The organism is Microbispora sp. ZYX-F-249 (genome assembly GCF_039649665.1).
Lineage (GTDB): Bacteria > Actinomycetota > Actinomycetes > Streptosporangiales > Streptosporangiaceae > Microbispora > Microbispora maris.
The window spans coordinates 24017-41363 of record NZ_JBDJAW010000021.1 but is presented as its reverse complement, the minus strand read 5'-3'; the positions used below and the strand labels follow the sequence as shown (position 1 = coordinate 41363).

General features: G+C 71.2%; 17 protein-coding genes, 2 tRNA genes and 1 riboswitch. Of the genes, 14 read left to right on the top strand and 5 right to left on the bottom strand.

Going from position 1 to position 17347, the window contains the following annotated elements:
- Window positions 1-71 precede the first annotated feature (71 nt).
- Entirely contained in the window at window positions 72-881 is an 810-nt protein-coding gene (locus AAH991_RS23925; RefSeq protein ID WP_346228133.1) for a hypothetical protein, read from the top strand.
- Between the two features lie 373 nt (window positions 882-1254).
- On the opposite strand, the gene AAH991_RS23920 is transcribed toward AAH991_RS23925, so the two are convergent.
- Together AAH991_RS23920 and AAH991_RS23915 are read right to left on the bottom strand one after the other, a co-directional pair.
- Window positions 1255-1329: transfer RNA gene (locus tag AAH991_RS23920), tRNA-Val, on the bottom strand.
- Between the two features lie 25 nt (window positions 1330-1354).
- A tRNA-Gly gene (locus AAH991_RS23915) sits at window positions 1355-1426 on the bottom strand.
- Window positions 1427-1613: 187 nt separating this feature from the next.
- Here AAH991_RS23915 and AAH991_RS23910 point away from each other — a divergent pair.
- The 7 genes from AAH991_RS23910 (at window position 1614) to glmS (ending at window position 7117) form a co-directional block, all read left to right on the top strand.
- Window positions 1614-2177, top strand: a complete 564-nt coding sequence (locus AAH991_RS23910) for a DJ-1/PfpI family protein (RefSeq protein ID WP_346228132.1) — start codon at window positions 1614-1616, stop codon at window positions 2175-2177.
- Between the two features lie 142 nt (window positions 2178-2319).
- Window positions 2320-2958 (top strand): class I SAM-dependent DNA methyltransferase, encoded by a 639-nt coding sequence (locus AAH991_RS23905; RefSeq protein ID WP_346228131.1) that lies wholly within the window; start codon window positions 2320-2322, stop codon window positions 2956-2958.
- A gap of 177 nt (window positions 2959-3135) precedes the next feature.
- On the top strand, window positions 3136-3762 hold the full coding sequence (locus tag AAH991_RS23900) for a hypothetical protein (protein WP_346228130.1): 627 nt from the start codon (window positions 3136-3138) through the stop codon (window positions 3760-3762).
- Window positions 3687-4070, top strand: a complete 384-nt coding sequence (locus tag AAH991_RS23895) for a hypothetical protein (protein WP_346228129.1) — start codon at window positions 3687-3689, stop codon at window positions 4068-4070. Before AAH991_RS23900 ends, AAH991_RS23895 begins: the two co-directional genes overlap by 76 nt.
- A gap of 19 nt (window positions 4071-4089) precedes the next feature.
- A complete protein-coding gene (locus AAH991_RS23890) occupies window positions 4090-4911 on the top strand; it encodes a hypothetical protein (protein ID WP_346228128.1) in 822 nt (273 codons plus the stop codon).
- A gap of 104 nt (window positions 4912-5015) precedes the next feature.
- Window positions 5016-5291, top strand: coding sequence for a hypothetical protein (locus AAH991_RS23885; RefSeq protein ID WP_030505148.1), 276 nt, complete (start codon window positions 5016-5018; stop codon window positions 5289-5291).
- An 8-nt stretch (window positions 5292-5299) separates the two neighbouring features.
- On the top strand, window positions 5300-7117 hold the full coding sequence (gene glmS / locus AAH991_RS23880; protein ID WP_169983290.1) for a glutamine--fructose-6-phosphate transaminase (isomerizing): 1818 nt from the start codon (window positions 5300-5302) through the stop codon (window positions 7115-7117).
- An 84-nt stretch (window positions 7118-7201) separates the two neighbouring features.
- On the opposite strand, the gene AAH991_RS23875 is transcribed toward glmS, so the two are convergent.
- Window positions 7202-7828, bottom strand: a complete 627-nt coding sequence (locus AAH991_RS23875; protein ID WP_346228127.1) for a cysteine hydrolase family protein — start codon at window positions 7826-7828, stop codon at window positions 7202-7204.
- A gap of 10 nt (window positions 7829-7838) precedes the next feature.
- Entirely contained in the window at window positions 7839-8636 is a 798-nt protein-coding gene (locus AAH991_RS23870; protein ID WP_346228126.1) for an AraC family transcriptional regulator, read from the bottom strand.
- Between the two features lie 79 nt (window positions 8637-8715).
- Here AAH991_RS23870 and AAH991_RS23865 point away from each other — a divergent pair, with 79 nt between their 5' ends.
- The 6 genes from AAH991_RS23865 (at window position 8716) to AAH991_RS23840 (ending at window position 15654) form a co-directional block, all read left to right on the top strand.
- The gene (locus AAH991_RS23865; protein ID WP_346228125.1) at window positions 8716-9345 is read left to right on the top strand and encodes a PadR family transcriptional regulator; all 630 of its coding nucleotides are present in this window, start codon (window positions 8716-8718) and stop codon (window positions 9343-9345) included.
- The gene (locus AAH991_RS23860) at window positions 9345-9812 is read left to right on the top strand and encodes a hemerythrin domain-containing protein (protein ID WP_346228124.1); all 468 of its coding nucleotides are present in this window, start codon (window positions 9345-9347) and stop codon (window positions 9810-9812) included. Before AAH991_RS23865 ends, AAH991_RS23860 begins: the two co-directional genes overlap by 1 nt.
- A gap of 144 nt (window positions 9813-9956) precedes the next feature.
- The gene (locus tag AAH991_RS23855) at window positions 9957-10895 is read left to right on the top strand and encodes a Bug family tripartite tricarboxylate transporter substrate binding protein (protein WP_346228123.1); all 939 of its coding nucleotides are present in this window, start codon (window positions 9957-9959) and stop codon (window positions 10893-10895) included.
- 45 nt (window positions 10896-10940) lie between these two features.
- A riboswitch (cobalamin riboswitch) is annotated at window positions 10941-11167 on the top strand.
- Between the two features lie 146 nt (window positions 11168-11313).
- A complete protein-coding gene (locus AAH991_RS23850; RefSeq protein ID WP_346228122.1) occupies window positions 11314-13539 on the top strand; it encodes a ribonucleoside-diphosphate reductase subunit alpha in 2226 nt (741 codons plus the stop codon).
- On the top strand, window positions 13536-14540 hold the full coding sequence (locus AAH991_RS23845) for a ribonucleotide-diphosphate reductase subunit beta (RefSeq protein WP_346228121.1): 1005 nt from the start codon (window positions 13536-13538) through the stop codon (window positions 14538-14540). The genes AAH991_RS23850 and AAH991_RS23845 overlap by 4 nt, the downstream gene beginning before the upstream one ends.
- A gap of 58 nt (window positions 14541-14598) precedes the next feature.
- A complete protein-coding gene (locus AAH991_RS23840) occupies window positions 14599-15654 on the top strand; it encodes a mechanosensitive ion channel family protein (RefSeq protein ID WP_346228120.1) in 1056 nt (351 codons plus the stop codon).
- 47 nt (window positions 15655-15701) lie between these two features.
- On the opposite strand, the gene AAH991_RS23835 is transcribed toward AAH991_RS23840, so the two are convergent.
- Window positions 15702-17270 carry a hypothetical protein gene (locus tag AAH991_RS23835; RefSeq protein WP_346228119.1) on the bottom strand — a complete coding sequence of 523 codons (1569 nt, stop codon included), beginning with the start codon at window positions 17268-17270 and terminating at the stop codon, window positions 15702-15704.
- Between the last annotated feature and the right edge of the window lie 77 nt (window positions 17271-17347).

Below are 17347 nucleotides of genomic sequence, written 5' to 3'. Positions count from 1 at the left end.
AAGCGACGAGAGATGGTCCCTGCGCGCACACGCACCGCCGGGGGGGACGCGGACCGCGGGTGGGGCGCTCCGTGAGCGAGCATCTGGCGCGCTACCTGGAGACGCTCTCCCGCACGCAGCACGAGCTGGCGTCGGGGTTCCGCGCGCTGCGGCGCGGCCATCCCCGCGAGCCCGACCTGTGCGGCGTCTGCGAGCGGCTGGCCGCGCAGTGCCGCGACCACGCCGAGCGGCTGAAGCCATTCCTGCGGCGGTACCGCTCCGGCGGACCGCGCGATCCGCGTGCGATCGGGGCCGAGCCGAGGACGGCGGGGCTGCGACCGCCGGGCTTCGAGGCGCCGCGCCTGGAGACCGCGAGCTTCGACGCCGGGACCCTCGACGCTGTGGGTTTCGACACGGGCGGTTTCGACGCGGGGGGTTTCGACACGGGCGGTTTCGACGCGGGGGGTTTCGACGCCGCGGGCCTGGAGGCGGCCGACCTCCAGCGGGTCGTCCGCGCGGCCGCGGAACGGGAGCGGGCGGGCATGGAGCGGGCGGGCATGGAGCGGGCGGGCATGGAGCGGGCGGGCATGGAGGGCCCGGACCCCGGGGCGGCACGGCGCCCGCGTGTGACATCGGGGCGGGGCGGCGGGGACGGCGGCGGCCTCGTGCTGCTGCGGGACCTGCACGGGCTGTATCTCCTCGCGACGGAGTGCGATCTGTCCTGGAGCGTGCTCGCGCAGGCCGCCCGCGGGCTGAGAGACGACGACCTGCTCGATCTCACCCGCCACTGCGCCCCCGAGACGGCCGTCCACCTGCTCTGGCTGCGTACCCGGATGCACCGGGCCGCGCCGCAGGTGCTCGCCGTCCCGCGTTCGGAAAACGACGACAAAGTCCGTCATTAAGAAGAAATCTAGATGAGAGTCGTAAGATTTCCGGAGTAAATTGATTGTGCACGCACGGGGCAATTGGTAGAAGATTATCTCGGTGCTGGAACCGGCAGGGGAGCCGGCCGCGCCCATCGTGACACCGGTGCTCAATGGCGGGGGCCGTACCGGTGACGGCGGCAGAGTTTTGTCCCGGTGATCGGGCTGCCGCGATTTCACCGGCGGTGCCGGCCGTATGTCAGCGGCCGGCGCCGCCACGGGTGGAGCTCCGCGGTAGGCGGAGAGGGGGCCGGCCTACGGCCCCGTTGCCATCACCCGGCCATTTCATGGTCTTCAGGGTCCGGAACGCCGAAGGCCGGATCCGCTGATTCCGGATCCGGCCTTCGAATAGTGGTGGACGATACTGGGATTGAACCAGTGACCTCTTCCGTGTCAGGGAAGCGCTCTCCCGCTGAGCTAATCGTCCGTGCCCGGATATGGTCCGGGCTCCGAGCGGAAGACGGGATTCGAACCCGCGACCCTCACCTTGGCAAGGTGATGCTCTACCACTGAGCCACTTCCGCAGCCATCGCTCGGGTTTCCCCGGCGACGCGTGAACAACTCTAGCGGATTCCCGGGGGTGCCGGTGCCAACCTCCCCCGATCCCGTACGCGGACGCGCGGCCGTGACCGAAGTGGGGCGAGACGTTGACCCGCCGGGGAGGCCGTGCGCAGGATGAGGCCGCGACCGTACGAAGGAGGGGGTTCCGTCATGGCGAAGGTGCTCATCATCACGGGTGACGCGGCCGAGGACCTGGAGGTGATGTATCCCTACCAGCGACTCCTGGAGGAGGGCTACGAGACGCACATCGCCGCGCCGTCCGCCAAGAAGCTCCAGTTCGTGGTGCACGACTTCGCCGAGGGCTTCGACACCTACACAGAGAAGCCGGGCCACACCTGGGCGGCCGACGTGGCCTTCGCCGACGTGAACCCGGACGAGTACGCCGCGCTGGTGATCCCGGGCGGGCGCGCGCCCGAGTACATCCGCGGCGACCGGGACGTCCAGGAGATCGTCCGCCACTTCGCCGCCGCCGGGAAGCCGATCGCCGCGCTCTGTCACGGGCCGCTGGTGCTCGCGGCGGCCGGAGTGCTCAAGGGCCGGGAGAGCAGCGCGTACCCGGCCTGCGCGCTCGACGTCGAGAGCGGCGGCGGCACGTGGGTCGACAGCGAGGCCCACGTCGACCAGAACCTCGTGACGGGGCGGGCCTGGCCGGACCACCCGGCGTGGATGCGCGAGTTCATGAAGGTGCTGCGCACCGCGGCCCCGGCGACCTGATCACCACACCGACCGGCCGAGGGGGCGGATCAGGGCTCCTGATCCGCCCCGGCTTTCACCCCGTCGGCGCGGCCGGCGGCCAGCGGGGCGAGCCGTCCCGGTGATCAGCGGGGCGTTGGCCGAGGCACTAGAGTCGCCCGCCATGACCGAACCCGCTGCCTACCTCACCGCGACGGCGGAGGCGTACGACGCCGTCGCCGACCTCTACGCCGATCTCTTCCGGGACTCGCTCGGCCGCCTGCCGCTGGACCGCGCGATGTTCGCCGCGTTCGCCGAGTCCGTACAGGCCGCCGGCGCCGGGCGTGTGGCCGAACTCGGCTGCGGTCCCGGCTATGTGACCGCGCACCTGCGCGACCTGGGACTGGACGTCTTCGGCGTCGACCTGTCGCCCAGGATGATCGAGCTCGCCCGTGCGGCCTATCCCGATCTGCGCTTCGAGGTCGGGTCCATGGACGCGCTCGACCTCGCCGACGGCGAGCTGGGCGGCATCCTGTCCTGGTACTCGGTCATCCACACCCCGCCGCGGGAACTGCCGCCGTACTTCGCCGAGTTCCGCCGCGTACTGGCCCCCGGCGGCATCCTCCTCCTCGGCTTCTACGAAGCCGAGGACGGTCCGGTGTCGGAGTTCGACCACAAGGCGGCGCCGGCGTATCGCTGGCCCATCGACGACCTCGCCGAACTGGCCCGCGAGGCGGGTTTCACCGAGATCGCACGGATGCTGCGCGAACCCCTCGAAGGCGGGCGCTTCCGCCAGGGCCGTCTGCTGCTGCGCCGGAAATAAACGCCTTCGGCGCGACCGTAAATCCGAGCGTACGCGAAATGGGTTAGGGTCCCGCGGTGCCTGAAGTGTTCCGGATGGCCGGTGACGGAGGTGGCCGTGCGAGTTCCAGCGATTACGGCGGCAGGAAAAGCCGCTGGGATCCCTGACCCGGCTCCTGCGCGTTTCCGGGGTTCGCGAGTGGCCGGACTGCTCGCTGTCGCGATATGCGTGGCGCTGGGCGGGGCCGCGGTGTGGTTCGTCTCGACGTCCGCCCGGCGCGCACACCGGATGCTGGCGGTTGTCGGGAACGCGACGCGGGTCGCCCATCCGGAATATCGGGTGCGCTTGCAGCCGCCGGAGGGAATGTTCTCCCTCACTCTTCCTCTGTCCGTCGAGCGCCAGTCCTCCGGCAGTTCGAGCGGACGGCAGGACGTGGTGGAGAACCCGCTGGGCGATCTCACCGTCGTGCCCTCGTTCCCCAGCACGGATTTGACGAGGTATCTGCGAGAATTCGCCGGCGGCCAGGGGCCGGATCCGGCTGTGAAGAAGGCGGCGGAACAGGAGATCGGCGAGCTCGGGGACGCGATGTGGGCGACGGCCCTGGTGGAACTGGCGAAGCCTCTCGCGGAGCCGGACCTGATCGACGAGATGAATCCGTACGGGTTCGGCCCTCAAGGTTGGGACAAGTACTTTTTGATGTCTCCGGCGGGTCCTGGGACCAAGCCCATTTTCTGGTCGACTCTCGACAGTTGTGCGGACGCGGTCTGGATGGCTGCGACGACCACTCCGCGACGAAGCAGTTCCAGCAGTGGGTCGGCCTGCTGACCGACGACGATCGTCCCAACCTGCGCAGACTCGGCCTTGATCCGGGCGCCTTGCGCAAGGCCGCCGCGGACGGCCATGTGTACGGTTTCGTGGTCAACTGGATGACGAAGAAAGATTTGCTGGGCCTGCTCGCAAAGCCCGCGGTGCGCGACATCCGTGTCGTTGAGGCTGTACCGCGGCCATCGGGCCGGCGCAGCGCCGGGAATCGACAGGCAAGACGTTCACCTGCCGGCGGCGCGGCAGGCGGCCAGCTCGAATACGACCGGATTCTTCGGTCCGAGCGCGTTCCGCATCGGCGGGTCGTGTGAGATGAATGAGCGGGTGCGAATGCGAGAAAAGCGGACGCTGCTCGTCGGACTGGCGGTGATGACGGTCATGACGGTGATGGGGGTCGGCGGGTCCTCCGCGCGCTCGAATGACGGGCACGCGGTCGCGGTCTGGAGAAACCTCCTTTCTGTGACCAATCCCGACTACCGCGTGATCCAATCCGGTGGAGCCGAGGGCTTCGGCTCTGCCGACGGTTGGACCACCATCGAACCCCGACGGCCGTCGCCCTCCTCCGGCTCGGAGTACGGGGGTTGGAGTACGCGGCTCGACGACGTCGAGGACGCCGCGCACGTCTCGATGAACCTGAGCGGGTCGAGCCTGACGGGCGCGCTCGTGAAGCTCGGCGCTAACCCGCTCCAGGATGAGGACGAGAGGCGGGAGGCGCGCCGTGTGCTGCGGTCGCTCGGCCCGTCCGTCAGGTCCGAGGTCGTCGTCGGGTTGCGCGAGCCGCTTTCCGAGTCCGAGGTGGTGAAGGTCGCCGGCAGGACACCGGACGTGCTGCTGTTCTCCACCGGGCCCAACGGAAAGCCTCTCTCCTGGGACGGCTCCAAGTACTGCGACTCCCGGGGCTTCGACGCCTGGTGCTCGTCGGGCGCCGAGTCGTCGCTCACGAAGGAGTTCGAGACCTGGATCTCTCTGCTCGGGCCGGGCGACGAGAAGTCGCTGACCGCCTTCGGACTGAACCTGGACGCGTTGAAAAGCCTCCCCGGCCGGGGCGTGCACGGCTTCGTCCTCAGCGGATGGCCCGTGGACCTGCTGCCCCTCGCCGACGACCCCCAAGTCCTGTCCTTCAGCGTGGCCGACATCGCGGTCAACGGCTGAGGCGACCGCTGAGATGCCGCCGGACGGCTTCCGGGACTGATCCTGCCCGAAAACGGGCAGGAAACTTGTTAGTCGGCAGCGGTACTGCGTTAGGGTCCTGCTCTGTGTCCACGGCACGGCATCCCTTCGAGGACCTGATCGGCCACCTCACCCGGACCACGTCGCTGGGGCCGGGGGAGGCGGCCCGCGTGGTGGCCGACGTTCTGGCGTACTTCGGCGAGCCCGCGGAAGAGTACGTGCGGCGCCGCCACGGCGAACTCAAGTCGAGGGGGCTGACCAACGACCAGATCTTCCCCAGAATCTCCGCCGAGCTCGCGGGAAGACGTGTCGCGGCACCGGAGCTGACCCTGCGCCAGCTCCGGCGGATCGTTTACGGATAGGAGCGGTTATGTGCGGAATCGTCGCTTACGTCGGGCCGAAGGATGCGGCACCCATCCTGCTCGAAGGTCTCCAGCGGCTGGAGTACCGGGGCTACGACTCGGCCGGCCTCGCCGTCGTGAACGCCAAGAGCCTCAAGACGCGCAAGGTCAAGGGCCGGGTCGCCGACCTGGCGGCGGCGGTTCCCGCCAAGTTCAAGGGCACGATCGGCATCGGGCACACCCGCTGGGCCACCCACGGCGCGCCGAGCGACGTGAACGCGCACCCGCACCTCGACCAGGAGCAGCGCATCGCCGTCGTGCACAACGGCATCATCGAGAACGCCGACGAGCTGCGCCGCCGCCTGGAGGGCGAGGGCGTGAAGTTCGAGAGCGAGACCGACAGCGAGGTGCTCTCGCAGCTCATCGGACGGATGGTCAAGGAGACCGAGTCGCTGCGGGAGGCCGTGCTGCGGGCGCTCAAGAGCGTGGTCGGCACGTACGGTATCGCCGTCATCGACGAGCAGCGCCCCGGCGAGATCGTGGTGGCCCGCAACGGCAGCCCGATCGTGCTCGGCCTCGGCGAGAAGGAGATGTTCGCCGCCTCCGACGTCGCCGCGCTCATCCGCTACACGCGCCAGGTCGTCCACCTGGAGGACGGCGAGCTGGCCGTCATCAAGGCCGACGGGTTCAACACGTTCACCAGTGACGCCAGGGAGACGGCCAAGGAGCCGTTCACGGTCGACTGGGACGCCGGGCACTACGACAACGGCGGCTACGAGCACTACCTGCTCAAGGAGATCTCCGAGCAGCCCGACACGGTCGCCCGCACGCTGCGCGGCCGCATCGACGACCGGTTCCACATCGCCCACCTCGGCGGCCTCAACATGGACGCCCGCGAGATCCGTTCCTTCCGCCGCGTGAAGATCATCGGCTGTGGGTCCGCGTACTACTCGGGGCAGATGGGCGCGCAGCTCATCGAGGAGCTGGCCCGCATCCCCGCCGACGCCGAGCCCGCCTCCGAGTTCCGCTACCGCAGCCCCGTCGTGGAGCCCGACACGCTGTACGTCGCGATCAGCCAGTCGGGTGAGACGTACGACACGCTCGTGGCGGTGCAGGAGCTCAAGCGCAAGGGCGGCCGGGTGCTCGGCATCGTCAACACCGTCGGCAGCGCCATCGCCAGGGAGACCGACGGCGGCATCTACCTGCACGCCGGTCCCGAGGTCTCGGTGGCCTCGACCAAGGCGTTCACCTCCACGGCCGTCGCGTTCGCGCTGCTCGCCCTGCACCTCGGCCGCGTACGGGACCTGTCGCCGGCCGACGGCCGCAGGATCTGCGAGGGCCTGCGCCGGCTGCCCGAGCAGATCAAGGAGATCCTCACGCTGGAGGACCGGATCAGGGAGCTGGCGAAGAAGTACGCCGACTCGCCGGGCATGATGTTCGTCGGCCGGGTGCGCGGCTACCCCGTGGCCCGCGAGGGCGCCCAGAAGCTCAAGGAGATCTCCTACGTCCACGCCGAGGCGTACCCGGCGAGCGAGCTCAAGCACGGCCCGCTCGCGCTGATCAGCCCCGAGCTGCCGACGGTCGCGATCGTCCCGGACGACGAGCTGCTGGACAAGAACCTCACCACGCTGGGCGAGATCCGGGCCCGGCACGGGCGCATCCTCATGGTCGGCCACCGCACCTCCGAGGCCGCCGACGACTGCATCGTGGTGCCCAAGAACGAGGTCGAGCTCGACCCCATCCTGCTGACGATCCCGCTGCAGCTGTTCGCCTACCACGCCGCCGTCGCGCTCGGCCGCGACGTCGACCGCCCGCGCAACCTCGCCAAGAGCGTGACGGTCGAGTAGAACCCACCTTCCTTCCCGTACGGCTCGCGCCCGCCCGGCGCGGGCCGTACGGCGTCAGGGGCGCCCGGGCCGGGGACTCGACGGTCAAGCCGGGAACGTCGCGTGCGATCGGATGGCGGCGACGACCTCGCTCGTGTCCAGGCAGACGATGCCCATGCCGGTCATCTCGCGGTCCGCGTCGGCGGTCCAGCCGGAGAGCGCGTCGCGGACGGCGACAGTGCGCAGGTCGCGTTCGGTGGCGTCGACGAGCGTGGAACGCGGGCAGTTCGGGTAGTTGCAGCCGGCGACGACCACCGTGCTCACGGCGCGTTCGGCGAGGTGTTCCAGCAGCCGGGTGCGGAAGAAGGCGCTCCAGCGGGGTTTGTACAGGATGTGCTCGTCCGGGCCGACCTCCTGCGCGTGTCCCGCCAGGAGCAGGTCCGGGTCGAGCACGCTTCCGGGCGCCAGCCCGTCGGCGAGCCGGGAACCCGGTGAGTGCGGGTTGACCGTGCCGCGCAGCGTTCGCCGGCACAGGTCGGCGTTGCTGCCGTCGGGCAGATACAGGCGCACGATGTGCACGATGGGGCGCCCCGCCTGGCGGAACGCATGCGTCAGACGCCGGACCGCGGGCAGCGCCTCGGCGGTGCCGGCGATTCCGGCGACGAAGTCGCGTTGCAGGTCGATGGTGAGCAGAGCGCTGCGGGAGAACTCGGGGCTGGTGTATTCGTCCACGCCGGAGACGTTAGGCGCGCGAGCCGTACCGGTCTTGTACGTCGTTGCGCGCGAACCGGCCGGGGGTGGCGGCGAACGTGCGGCGGAAGTGGCGGTGCAGATGCGATTGGTCGTAGAAGCCGCTCTCGGCGGCCGCGCGCGCCACGGTGTGCCCGGCGGTCAGGAGCTGCTGGGCACGGCGCAGGCGTAGCTGGAGCAGGTAGCCGTGCGGAGTGACGCCGGTTTCGCGGCGGAAGGCGCGCAGCAGCTGGAATCGGGGCAGGCCCGCCACATTCGCGAGCTCGTCCAGGGGCGGGGTGCGCAGAAGGTCGGCGGCCAGGTGCCGCTGCACCTTCGCGACGGGTGCCGGTGGCGTCGGGGCGATTCCGCGGCGCGTGTAGCGGACGAGGATCTCGGTGCACAGCGCTTCGAATTCCTCCCGCGCGGCCAGGCAGTCCTGGTCTCCGCGGCGGTGCAGCCGGATCAGGCGGGCGGCCAGACGCGGGTCGTGCGGGGTCGGCACGGGAAAGGTGGGCCGGTGCCCGGCGAGTTCCGCCAGCAGCGCCGGCGGGAGGTAGAAGACCCGGTAGTCCCAGCCCTCGGCGATGCCGGGACGGCCGGCGTGGATGGTGTCCGCGTCGAGAAGGAGCAGGCTGCCGGCGCCCGCGTGCTCGGTGGCGCCGCGGTAGCGGACGGCCTCCACCCCACGCTCGATCGCCGCGACGGCGTACTCGCTGTGCGCGTGCGGGACGAAGCGATGGGCGCGGAAGGACGCCGTCACCAGTCGCATGTCGTCCCGGCCATAACGGTGCTCGACGACGTCCTCCATGCTGCCTTTGTATCGGACGCCGTTCCGGTTCCGGATCACAGGTGTTGATCAGGGCTGCTACTCGCGCGAGACTAGTCGTGTGTCATCCATCCGGATTTTCATTCTCGGCGCTCTGCGCGAGCGCGGCCCCATGCACGGCCACCAGTTGCGCCTCCTGTTCGAGGAGGAGCGCCTCGACATGTGGACCGACATCACCGTCGGCGGCCTTTACGGGGCGATCAAGCGCCTGGCCGCGGAGGGGCTGATCGAGCCGGTGAGGACCGAGCAGGTCGGCGCGTACCCCGAACGCAAGGTCTGGCAGATCACCGACGCCGGCGCGCGGGCGCTCTCGTCGCTGCGGCTGAGCGGGCTGCGCGAGATCGTCCTCAGGCCCGATCCGTTCGACCTCGTCCTGACCCGGCTGGATCCGCAGCACCGTGAAGACCTGCCCGCGATCATCGACGCCAGGGTCGCCTCCCTGGAAACCATGCTCGCCGAGTACGAAGCCCACGCCGGGACGGTCGCGCGCTACCTGACCCCGGCGGAGACCCTCGCCATGCGGCACCGGGTCGTCCGGCTGCGCGCCGAGATCGCCTGGCACCGGGAGCTGGTGTCACACCTGCCCGGACTGCTCGCCGACGAGAGGGCGCGGAAGGACCCGGCCCCCCGGCGGCTCGGCCGGGAGCGCGACACGGCCTCGCAAGGGGAGCCCCGAGGAAGGGACGCCTGATGCCACGCGACCGCGTCCACGCCTGGGACCTCGAACTGCAGAACGCCCATCATCGACTCGAACGGGCCTTGGACCGGGTCAGGGTGTCCCTCCTCGCCGGCAAGCAGGTCGAGGCGATCAAGCCCGACCTGCGTGCCCGCTGTTACACCTTCTGCGCCGCCCTGGGCGGTCACCATCGCAGTGAGGACGACGGCTTCTTTCCCGCCCTGTTGGCGCAGGCGCCGCAGTTGCGGCCCGTGATCGAACGCCTGGCCCGCGACCACCGCCGGCTCGCACGGCTCCTTGCGGACTTCCAGCGGTGCCTGGACTCGGGCGAGTCCTCTCCGGAGCGGCTGCTCGTGCGGATCAATGAGATCAAGTCCGTTATGAACGCCCACTTCGCCGACGAGGAGCGGTCGCTGAACCCCGCGTTGCAGGAGTTCCGGGCGCGAGCCGGTGACAGGGGCCGCATGCTCGGCGACGTTTGAGCGGTACGGCGACGGCCCGAACCGCCTTCCGCCGCGAGAAGCATCCATCGATCGCCGCAGCCCTAACGTCCGTTATGTGGTGACATGGTGTAGTTACTCATAGTCTGTGCGTGTAAGGGACTCTTCGGGCAGGAGGGTGCCGACATGCGACGCCGTACGGTCCTCGCGCTGGGGGTCCTGGCCCTCGCGGGCGCGTGCGGCGTCCAGGCGCCGCCGCGCCGGTGGGGGGAGTTGTCCCTGACCGTCCCCCGTCCGCCGGGCGGGTGCGGGGACGGCGTCGCGGCCGGGTTCAAGGCCCTCGTCGAGGGGCGTGGCTGGGCCCGGGCCGTACGGATCAGATGGGAGACCGGAGGCGGGGCGGCCCTCGGCCGGCGGGCCGGGGCGTGGACCGGCCTGGTGGTCGCCGACTCCGCGCTGCTCGCCGCCTGCGCGCTGGCCCGCGACCCGCTCCTGGTCGCCAGGGCCGTCCCGCTCGCGCGGCTGGCGGGGGAGTGGGAGGTGCTGGTCGCCTCGCCCGGGTCGGGCTACCGCACGTTCGAGCAGTTCGCCGCCGCGCTGCTGCGCGACCCGGGCGGCGTCAGGGTGGCCGGCGGCGCCGATCGGGGTCCGGAGCACCTGCTGCTCGGCATGACCGCGCAGGGCCTCGGGGCCGACCCGCGGCTGCTCGACTACGTCGCGTTCGGCAGCAGGGCGCAGGCCGTCGCCGCGGTCCTCGACGGGCGGCTCGCGCTCGGGTTCGGCAGCAGGCGCGAGGTCGCCCCCCACGTCCGCGCCGGACGGCTGCGGCCGCTCGCCGTCTCCTCCGCCGAGCGGCTGCCCGGGCTGGACGCGCCGACGCTGTCGGAGTCGGGCGTGCGCGTCGTGTACGCCGACTGGACCGGGCTGGTCGCCCCGCCGGGCACGCCCGGGCCGGACGCCCTGCTCGACCTGTGCCGGGCCGTCACCGCGACCCCGGGCTGGCGGAGCCTGTGCGAACGCAACGACTGGACGCCGATGTGGCTCGACGGCGACGACTTCCGGCAATGGCTGACCGGCGAGGCGCGCCGGACTGCCCTGCTGCTCAATGATCTCGGACTCCGCTGAAAAACACAACTTGTGGGGGCGGTTGCGAGAAGGGCCACAAGATGTAGGATCCATCGCGTCGCTGGTTCACCTTGGTGAGGCAAGAGGGAACCCGGTGTGAATCCGGGGCTGCCCCGCAGCGGTGAGCGGGAACGACCGCCGTCAACAGCACTGCGCTGTGTACGAGCACTGGGCGCGAGCGCGCCCGGGAAGCGACGGCCAGTAGGACCGGCGGGCGCGAGCCCGGCCGGACGCCCGCGAGTCCGAAGACCTGCCGGTGACGCGCGCGCATGAGCGCGCGCCCCGCGCCGGGCCCCGAGGGAGGGCTCGCCGCCGGCCGCCACGGCACGGGCCACCCGCTGGCCTCTGTGCGCGTGCGCCGCGGCATGCCCCTCCTCCGGTCCGGCCGGGCCACGAGACGACGAGGAGAGGGCATCTGATGACGATCACCGACCCGGTCTCCGCGTCCGCGGACCCCGTGTCAGGGGAAGGCGGCACGCGGGACGCGGCGACCGTGTGGCAGGCCATCGAGGAGGCGGCGGCCGGGGTCATCGCCGACCCGGAGAACTCGCGCCGGGCCGCCCGGCTGCTGAGCGGGCTGATCGCGGAGGAGGCGGCGGCCGAGGGGGTGCGCGCGTTCTCCGAGTCGGTCGCGGCCGCCCATGCCGCCGGGCTGCTGGGCGACGCCGTCGCCGCGTTCGTGGCCCGCGAGGCCGACGCGCTGGACGAGCTGATCGACCCGGCGGCCGACGACCGGTTCGAGTACTTCGGGCTGCGCACGGTCTACGACCGCTACCTGCTGCGCCACCCGGTCACCCGGCGCGTGCTCGAACGCCCGCAGCACTTCCTGCTGCGGGTCGCCTGCGGCCTGTCTGCGACGGCGGCCGAGGCGGCCGAGCTGTACGGCCTGATGTCCACGCTGGCCTACCTGCCCAGCTCGCCGACGCTGTTCAACTCGGGCGCGCGCCGCCCGCAGCTGTCGTCGTGCTTCCTGCTCGACTCGCCCCGCGACGAGCTGGAGAGCATCTACGAGCGGTACGGCCAGGTGGCCCGGCTGTCGAAGTACTCCGGCGGCATCGGCGTCGCCTGGACGCGGGTGCGCTCGCGCGGCTCGCTGATCCGGGGCACCAACGGCCTGTCCAACGGCATCGTCCCCTGGCTGCGCACGCTCGACGCGTCGGTGGCGGCCGTCAACCAGGGCGGCAGGCGCAAGGGCGCCGCGTGCGTCTACCTGGAGACCTGGCACGCCGACATCGAGGAGTTCCTGGAGCTTCGCGACAACACGGGTGAGGAGTCGCGCCGCGCGCACAACCTCAACCTGGCCAACTGGGTGCCCGACGAGTTCATGCGCCGGGTCGAGGCGGACGGCACGTGGTCGCTGTTCGACCCCAAGGAGGCCCCCGAGCTGACCGATCTGTGGGGTGAGGCCTTCGACGCCCGCTACCGCGAGCTGGAGGCCGCCGGGCGATACGTCCGGCAGGTGCCGGCCCGCGCCCTGTACGCCCGGATGATGCGCACGCTCGCCCAGACCGGCAACGGCTGGATGACGTTCAAGGACGCCGCCAACCGCACCTCCAACCAGACCGCGCTGCCCGGCAACGTCATCCACCTGTCCAACCTGTGCACCGAGATCCTGGAGGTCACCAGCGACGGCGAGACGGCCGTGTGCAACCTCGGCTCGGTCAACCTCGCGGCGCACCTGACCCCCGGGGGCGACGCCGTCGACTTCGGCAGGCTGCGCGCCACGGTCCGCACCGCCGTACGGTTCCTGGACCGGACGATCGACCTCGGCTTCTACCCGACGCCGGAGGCGGAGGCGGCCAACCGGAAGTGGCGGCCGGTGGGCCTGGGCGTCATGGGCCTCGCCGACGTGTTCTTCGCGCTGCGCCTGCCGTTCGACTCGCCCGAGGCGCTGGCCCTGTCCACCCGCATCGCCGAGGAGATCGCGCTCGCGGCGTACGGCACCTCGGCCGACCTGGCCGTCGAGCGCGGGCGCCACCCGGCGTACGAGCAGACGCGGGCGGCGGGCGGCGTCCTGCACCCGGACCACTACCCGTGCTCCCCGGCGCACCCGGAGGAGTGGGCGGCGCTGCGGGCCAGGATCGCGGAGACCGGGCTGCGCAACTCCCTGCTGGTCGCGATCGCGCCGACGGCCACGATCGCCTCGATCGCCGGCTGCTACGAGTGCGTCGAGCCGCAGGTGTCCAACGTCTTCAAGCGGGAGACGCTGTCGGGCGAGTTCCTCCAGGTCAACCGGTATCTCGTCCGTGACCTCCAGTCGCTGGGCCTGTGGAGCCGGCCGATGCGCGACGCGATCAAGCTCAACGACGGCTCGATCCAGGACATCCCTGCCATCCCCGGCGAGCTCAAGACGCTCTACCGCACCGCCTGGGAGCTTCCCCAGAAGGCGCTGATCGACATGGCCGCCGCGCGGCAGCCGTACATCGACCAGTCGCAGTCGCTCAACCTCTTCATGGCCGCCCCCACCATCGGCAAGCTCTCGTCGATGTACGCCTACGCCTGGCGGTCGGGCCTGAAGACCACCTACTACCTGCGCTCCCGTCCGGCGACGCGGATCGCCCAGACGACCGTTCCGGCCGTCACTCCCAGTGAGGCCGTCGCCTGCTCCCTTGAGAACCCCGAGATCTGCGAGGCATGCCAATGAGAACGATGCTGCTCGACCCGGGCATGGACCTGACCCTGCGCCCGATGCGCTACCCCGGGTTCTACGAGAGGTACCGCGCGGCGATCAGGAACACCTGGACGGTCGAGGAGGTCGACCTCGGCTCCGACCTCGCCGACCTCGCGACCCTCGACGAGGGGGAGCGGCACCTGATCAACCGGCTCGTGGCGTTCTTCGCGACCGGCGACTCGATCGTGGCCAACAACCTGGTGCTGAACCTCTACCAGCACGTGAACGCCCCCGAGGCGCGGCTCTACCTGAGCCGGCAGCTGTTCGAGGAGGCGGTGCACGTTCAGTTCTACCTGACCCTGCTGGACACCTACCTGCCCGACCACGACGAGCGGGTCAAGGCGTTCGCCGCCGTCGAGCACATCCCGTCGATCCGCGACAAGGCCGAGTTCTGCTTCCGCTGGATCGACTCGATCAGCGAGCTGAGCCGGCTGGAGACCCGGGAGGACCGGCGGGCCTTCCTGCTCAACCTCATCTGCTTCGCCGCCTGCATCGAGGGACTGTTCTTCTACGGCGCCTTCGCGTACGTCTACTGGTTCCGCTCGCGCGGCCTGCTCGGCGGCCTGGCGACCGGCACCAACTGGGTGTTCCGCGACGAGTCGATGCACATGGAGTTCGCCTTCGACGTGGTGGACACCGTACGCCGCGAGGAGCCGGACCTGTTCGACGACGAGCTGGCGGCCCAGGTGACGCGGATGATGGAGGAGGCGGTCGCCGCCGAGTTCGCCTTCGCCCGCGACCTGTGCGGCGACGGGCACGGCGTGATGAGCGCCGGCAACATGCGGTGCTACCTGGAGTACGTCGCCGACCGCAGGCTCGCCCGGCTCGGCCTGCCCGTCCGGTACGGCACCGACAACCCCTTCCCGTTCATGGAGTTCCAGGACGTGCAGGAGCTGGCGAACTTCTTCGAGCGCCGGGTCTCGGCCTACCAGGTGGCCGTCGAGGGCGACGTCAGCTTCGACGAAGCCTTCTGATCCGCCTGTTTCTTATCTGTCTGTTTTCGGCGCTTCCATAAGGGGCAAAGGGAACCCCATGACGACGACAGGGGGCGCCGTCACAGCGGCAGCGTGGAACTGGGCGACCTTGGCGATCGCCGTGACCGCCGCGATCGTCGCGGTGGAGCTGGTCCGGCGGGTGCTGAAATCACGCCTCATAGGGGAGCGATGGGCGCTCGCCGGGCCGTTCGCGCGCCGGTGCACCTGGCCGGGTTTCGCGTCGGCGGTGGTGGGGACCGTCAAGGCCGCCTACGACCCGGACATGCCCGGGTCGGACTCGCGCGGCTTCCAGCAGATCCTCTCGCTGCTGCTGATCGTCTGCGTGACCTGGCTGCTGATCCAGGCGGCGTACGCGGTGACCGACGTCGTCCTCGACCGGCTCACGCGGGTCGAGGGCGAGCGCAACCGCCGCGCCCGGCGCATCCGCACCCAGATCGCGCTGGTGCGCCGGGTGTCGGCGGCGGTGGTCGTGGTGCTCGCGCTGGGGGCGATGCTGTTCACGTTCCCGCAGGTGCGGGCCCTGGGCGCGGGGCTGCTCGCCTCCGCGGGGATCGCCGGCGTGGTGGGCGGCATCGCGGCCCAGTCCACGCTCGGCAACATGCTGGCCGGGCTGCAACTGGCCTTCAGCGACGCGCTGCGGCTCGACGACGTGGTCGTGGTGGAGGACGAGTGGGGCCGGATCGAGGAGCTGACGCTCACCTACGTGGCGCTGCGCCTGTGGGACGAGCGGCGGCTCATCCTGCCGGTGTCCTACTTCACCGGCAACCCCTTCGAGAACTGGACGCGCCACGAGAGCCGCATCCTCGGCAGCGTCTACCTCCGCGTGGACTGGTCGATCCCCGTCGAGGAGGTCCGCACCGAGCTCTACCGGGCGCTGCGCGACAACCCGCTGTGGGACCAGAAGGACTGGACGCTGCAGGTCACCGACATCACCCCGGAGGGGCTGGTCGAGCTGCGCGCGCTGATGAGCGCGGCCGACTCGGCGAGCGCCTTCGACCTGCGCTGCGACATCCGGGAGCACCTGGTGAAGTTCATCCGCGAGAAGTACCCCGAGAGCCTGCCGCGCCTGCGCCTCGAAACCCCGGCTCGCTGAGCGCCTCGTCCGGCCTCTCGAACCGGGCCCGTGGGACCGGCGGCGCGTCAGGGGGTGCTGGACGGGCGCAGGAGCCTGCTCGCGCCCGCGATGAGCGCGGTCGCGAGGATCCATCCGGCCGCGACGAGCCCGTTCGCCAGCCACTGGGTCCATCCGGCCGGCTCCCAGGCGCCCCGCTGCTCGAACACGCTCACCGGGACGAGCAGGTCGAGCGTGTAGACGAACGCGTTGAAGTGGCGCGACTCGTCCAGCCCGATCTGGTGTGGGGGCCACTGCGTGAAGATCGCCGTGCCCGTGGCGAGGAGCAGCACGGCCCACAGGCCGGCGAGCCAGGGCCGGTAGCCGTACCCGACGAGCCCGTCGAGCAGACGGCCCCACAGCCGCCCGGGCAGCCGCAGCGTCCGCCGCCGCGCCCGCTGCCGGGCCAGCAGCACCCGGCGCGCGTCCGGCTCGTGCCCGATGCGGCGGCAGTAGGCCGCCAGCTGCTCGTACGGCTGGGGCAGGTAGCCTCCGGGGTCGCGCCGCAGCCAGGAGAGCCGGTCCGCGAGGGTCGCGGGCCCGCGCAGCGACTCGTACGTCAGCCCGTTGAGCCGGACGTGGCCCGGGTAACTCTCCGGGCGGTCGAACAACACCCCCAGGCGGGAGTAGCCGAGGTTGACCTCGCCCTCGATCGACTCGGGCAGCAGGATGAGCTCGTCGGCCTGCATGTGGCTCAGGTGCAGCACCCGGTCCGGCGCGCGCAGCACCGCGCCGTGGAACGACAGGACCCCGCCGATGCGCGCGCCGCGCAGCCGTACGGTGCCGTCGGCGGTGAACCCCGCGCCGAGTTCGGCCGCGGCGGCCTGCAGGTGGTCGGCGTGGACGGCGGGGGTGCCGTCCCCCCTGACGACGGCGCCCTCGAGGTAGAGCCCGCTGGAGAAGCGTGCGCCGATCAGCCGCAGCCCGCCGGTGGCCCGCATGTCGCGCAGGAAGGCGCTGCCGTCCACCACGAGCCCGCCGGCCCACAGCGCGACCGACTCCCAGGTCCGCGGCTCCTCCGATCCCTCCGGGCCGTTCCAGCCGCCCAGCTCCCACGGGGGCGCCGCCGGCGATCGGTACGGCATGGCGCCGGGGGTGCCCAACCGGGTGCCGGAGAGCCGGAGCTGCCCGGTCACGTGGGCGTTGTCCAGGCGCACCCCCGCGTGGACGACCGATCCGTCGAGGTCGAGGAGCCCGTCGACCGTGGCCCGGCTGGCGCGGAAGTGGAGGACGTCGCAGCGCCGCAGCCGTACGCCTCTGGTCTTGGCGTCGGCGAGCGAGACCGTCCCGGCGATGTGGCAGTCGAGCAGGTGGACCTTCGTCTCGATCGTGGCGTCGGACAGGTTGAGGTCGCCGACGATCCGGGCCCCGGCGAGCCGGACCCCCGGCACCGAGGACGATCCGCCGGCGGTCCGGTCGAGCAGCAGAGCGGAGATCACCTCGGCCCGGACCATCCGGGAGCGGCCCCATGAGCCGCCGGAGGAGGAGTCCGTCTCGCGGCCGTGGCGGAGGTCGACCCAGGCGCCGGTGGGGTAGGCGTCCCACAGCCGTCGTTCGGCGGGGGTGAGCCGGCGGAAGGGGGGCCGTGATCTTCCCATGGGGCGACGATATCGCCGATCTTCGAAGGGGGACCGGCCCTCGTACCGCGCGGAGCGTGACAGCGAGGAGGACGGAG

Coding starts and splice junctions, on each gene's coding strand:
- AAH991_RS23910 (WP_346228132.1), top strand. CDS start 1,614: ATGGCGAAGGTGCTCATCATCACGGGTGACGCGGCCGAGGACCTGGAG.
- AAH991_RS23905 (WP_346228131.1), top strand. CDS start 2,320: ATGACCGAACCCGCTGCCTACCTCACCGCGACGGCGGAGGCGTACGAC.
- AAH991_RS23890 (WP_346228128.1), top strand. CDS start 4,090: ATGCGAGAAAAGCGGACGCTGCTCGTCGGACTGGCGGTGATGACGGTC.
- glmS (WP_169983290.1), top strand. CDS start 5,300: ATGTGCGGAATCGTCGCTTACGTCGGGCCGAAGGATGCGGCACCCATC.
- AAH991_RS23870 (WP_346228126.1), bottom strand. CDS start 8,636: ATGGAGGACGTCGTCGAGCACCGTTATGGCCGGGACGACATGCGACTG.
- AAH991_RS23860 (WP_346228124.1), top strand. CDS start 9,345: ATGCCACGCGACCGCGTCCACGCCTGGGACCTCGAACTGCAGAACGCC.
- AAH991_RS23855 (WP_346228123.1), top strand. CDS start 9,957: ATGCGACGCCGTACGGTCCTCGCGCTGGGGGTCCTGGCCCTCGCGGGC.
- AAH991_RS23850 (WP_346228122.1), top strand. CDS start 11,314: ATGACGATCACCGACCCGGTCTCCGCGTCCGCGGACCCCGTGTCAGGG.
- AAH991_RS23845 (WP_346228121.1), top strand. CDS start 13,536: ATGAGAACGATGCTGCTCGACCCGGGCATGGACCTGACCCTGCGCCCG.
- AAH991_RS23840 (WP_346228120.1), top strand. CDS start 14,599: ATGACGACGACAGGGGGCGCCGTCACAGCGGCAGCGTGGAACTGGGCG.
- AAH991_RS23835 (WP_346228119.1), bottom strand. CDS start 17,270: ATGGGAAGATCACGGCCCCCCTTCCGCCGGCTCACCCCCGCCGAACGA.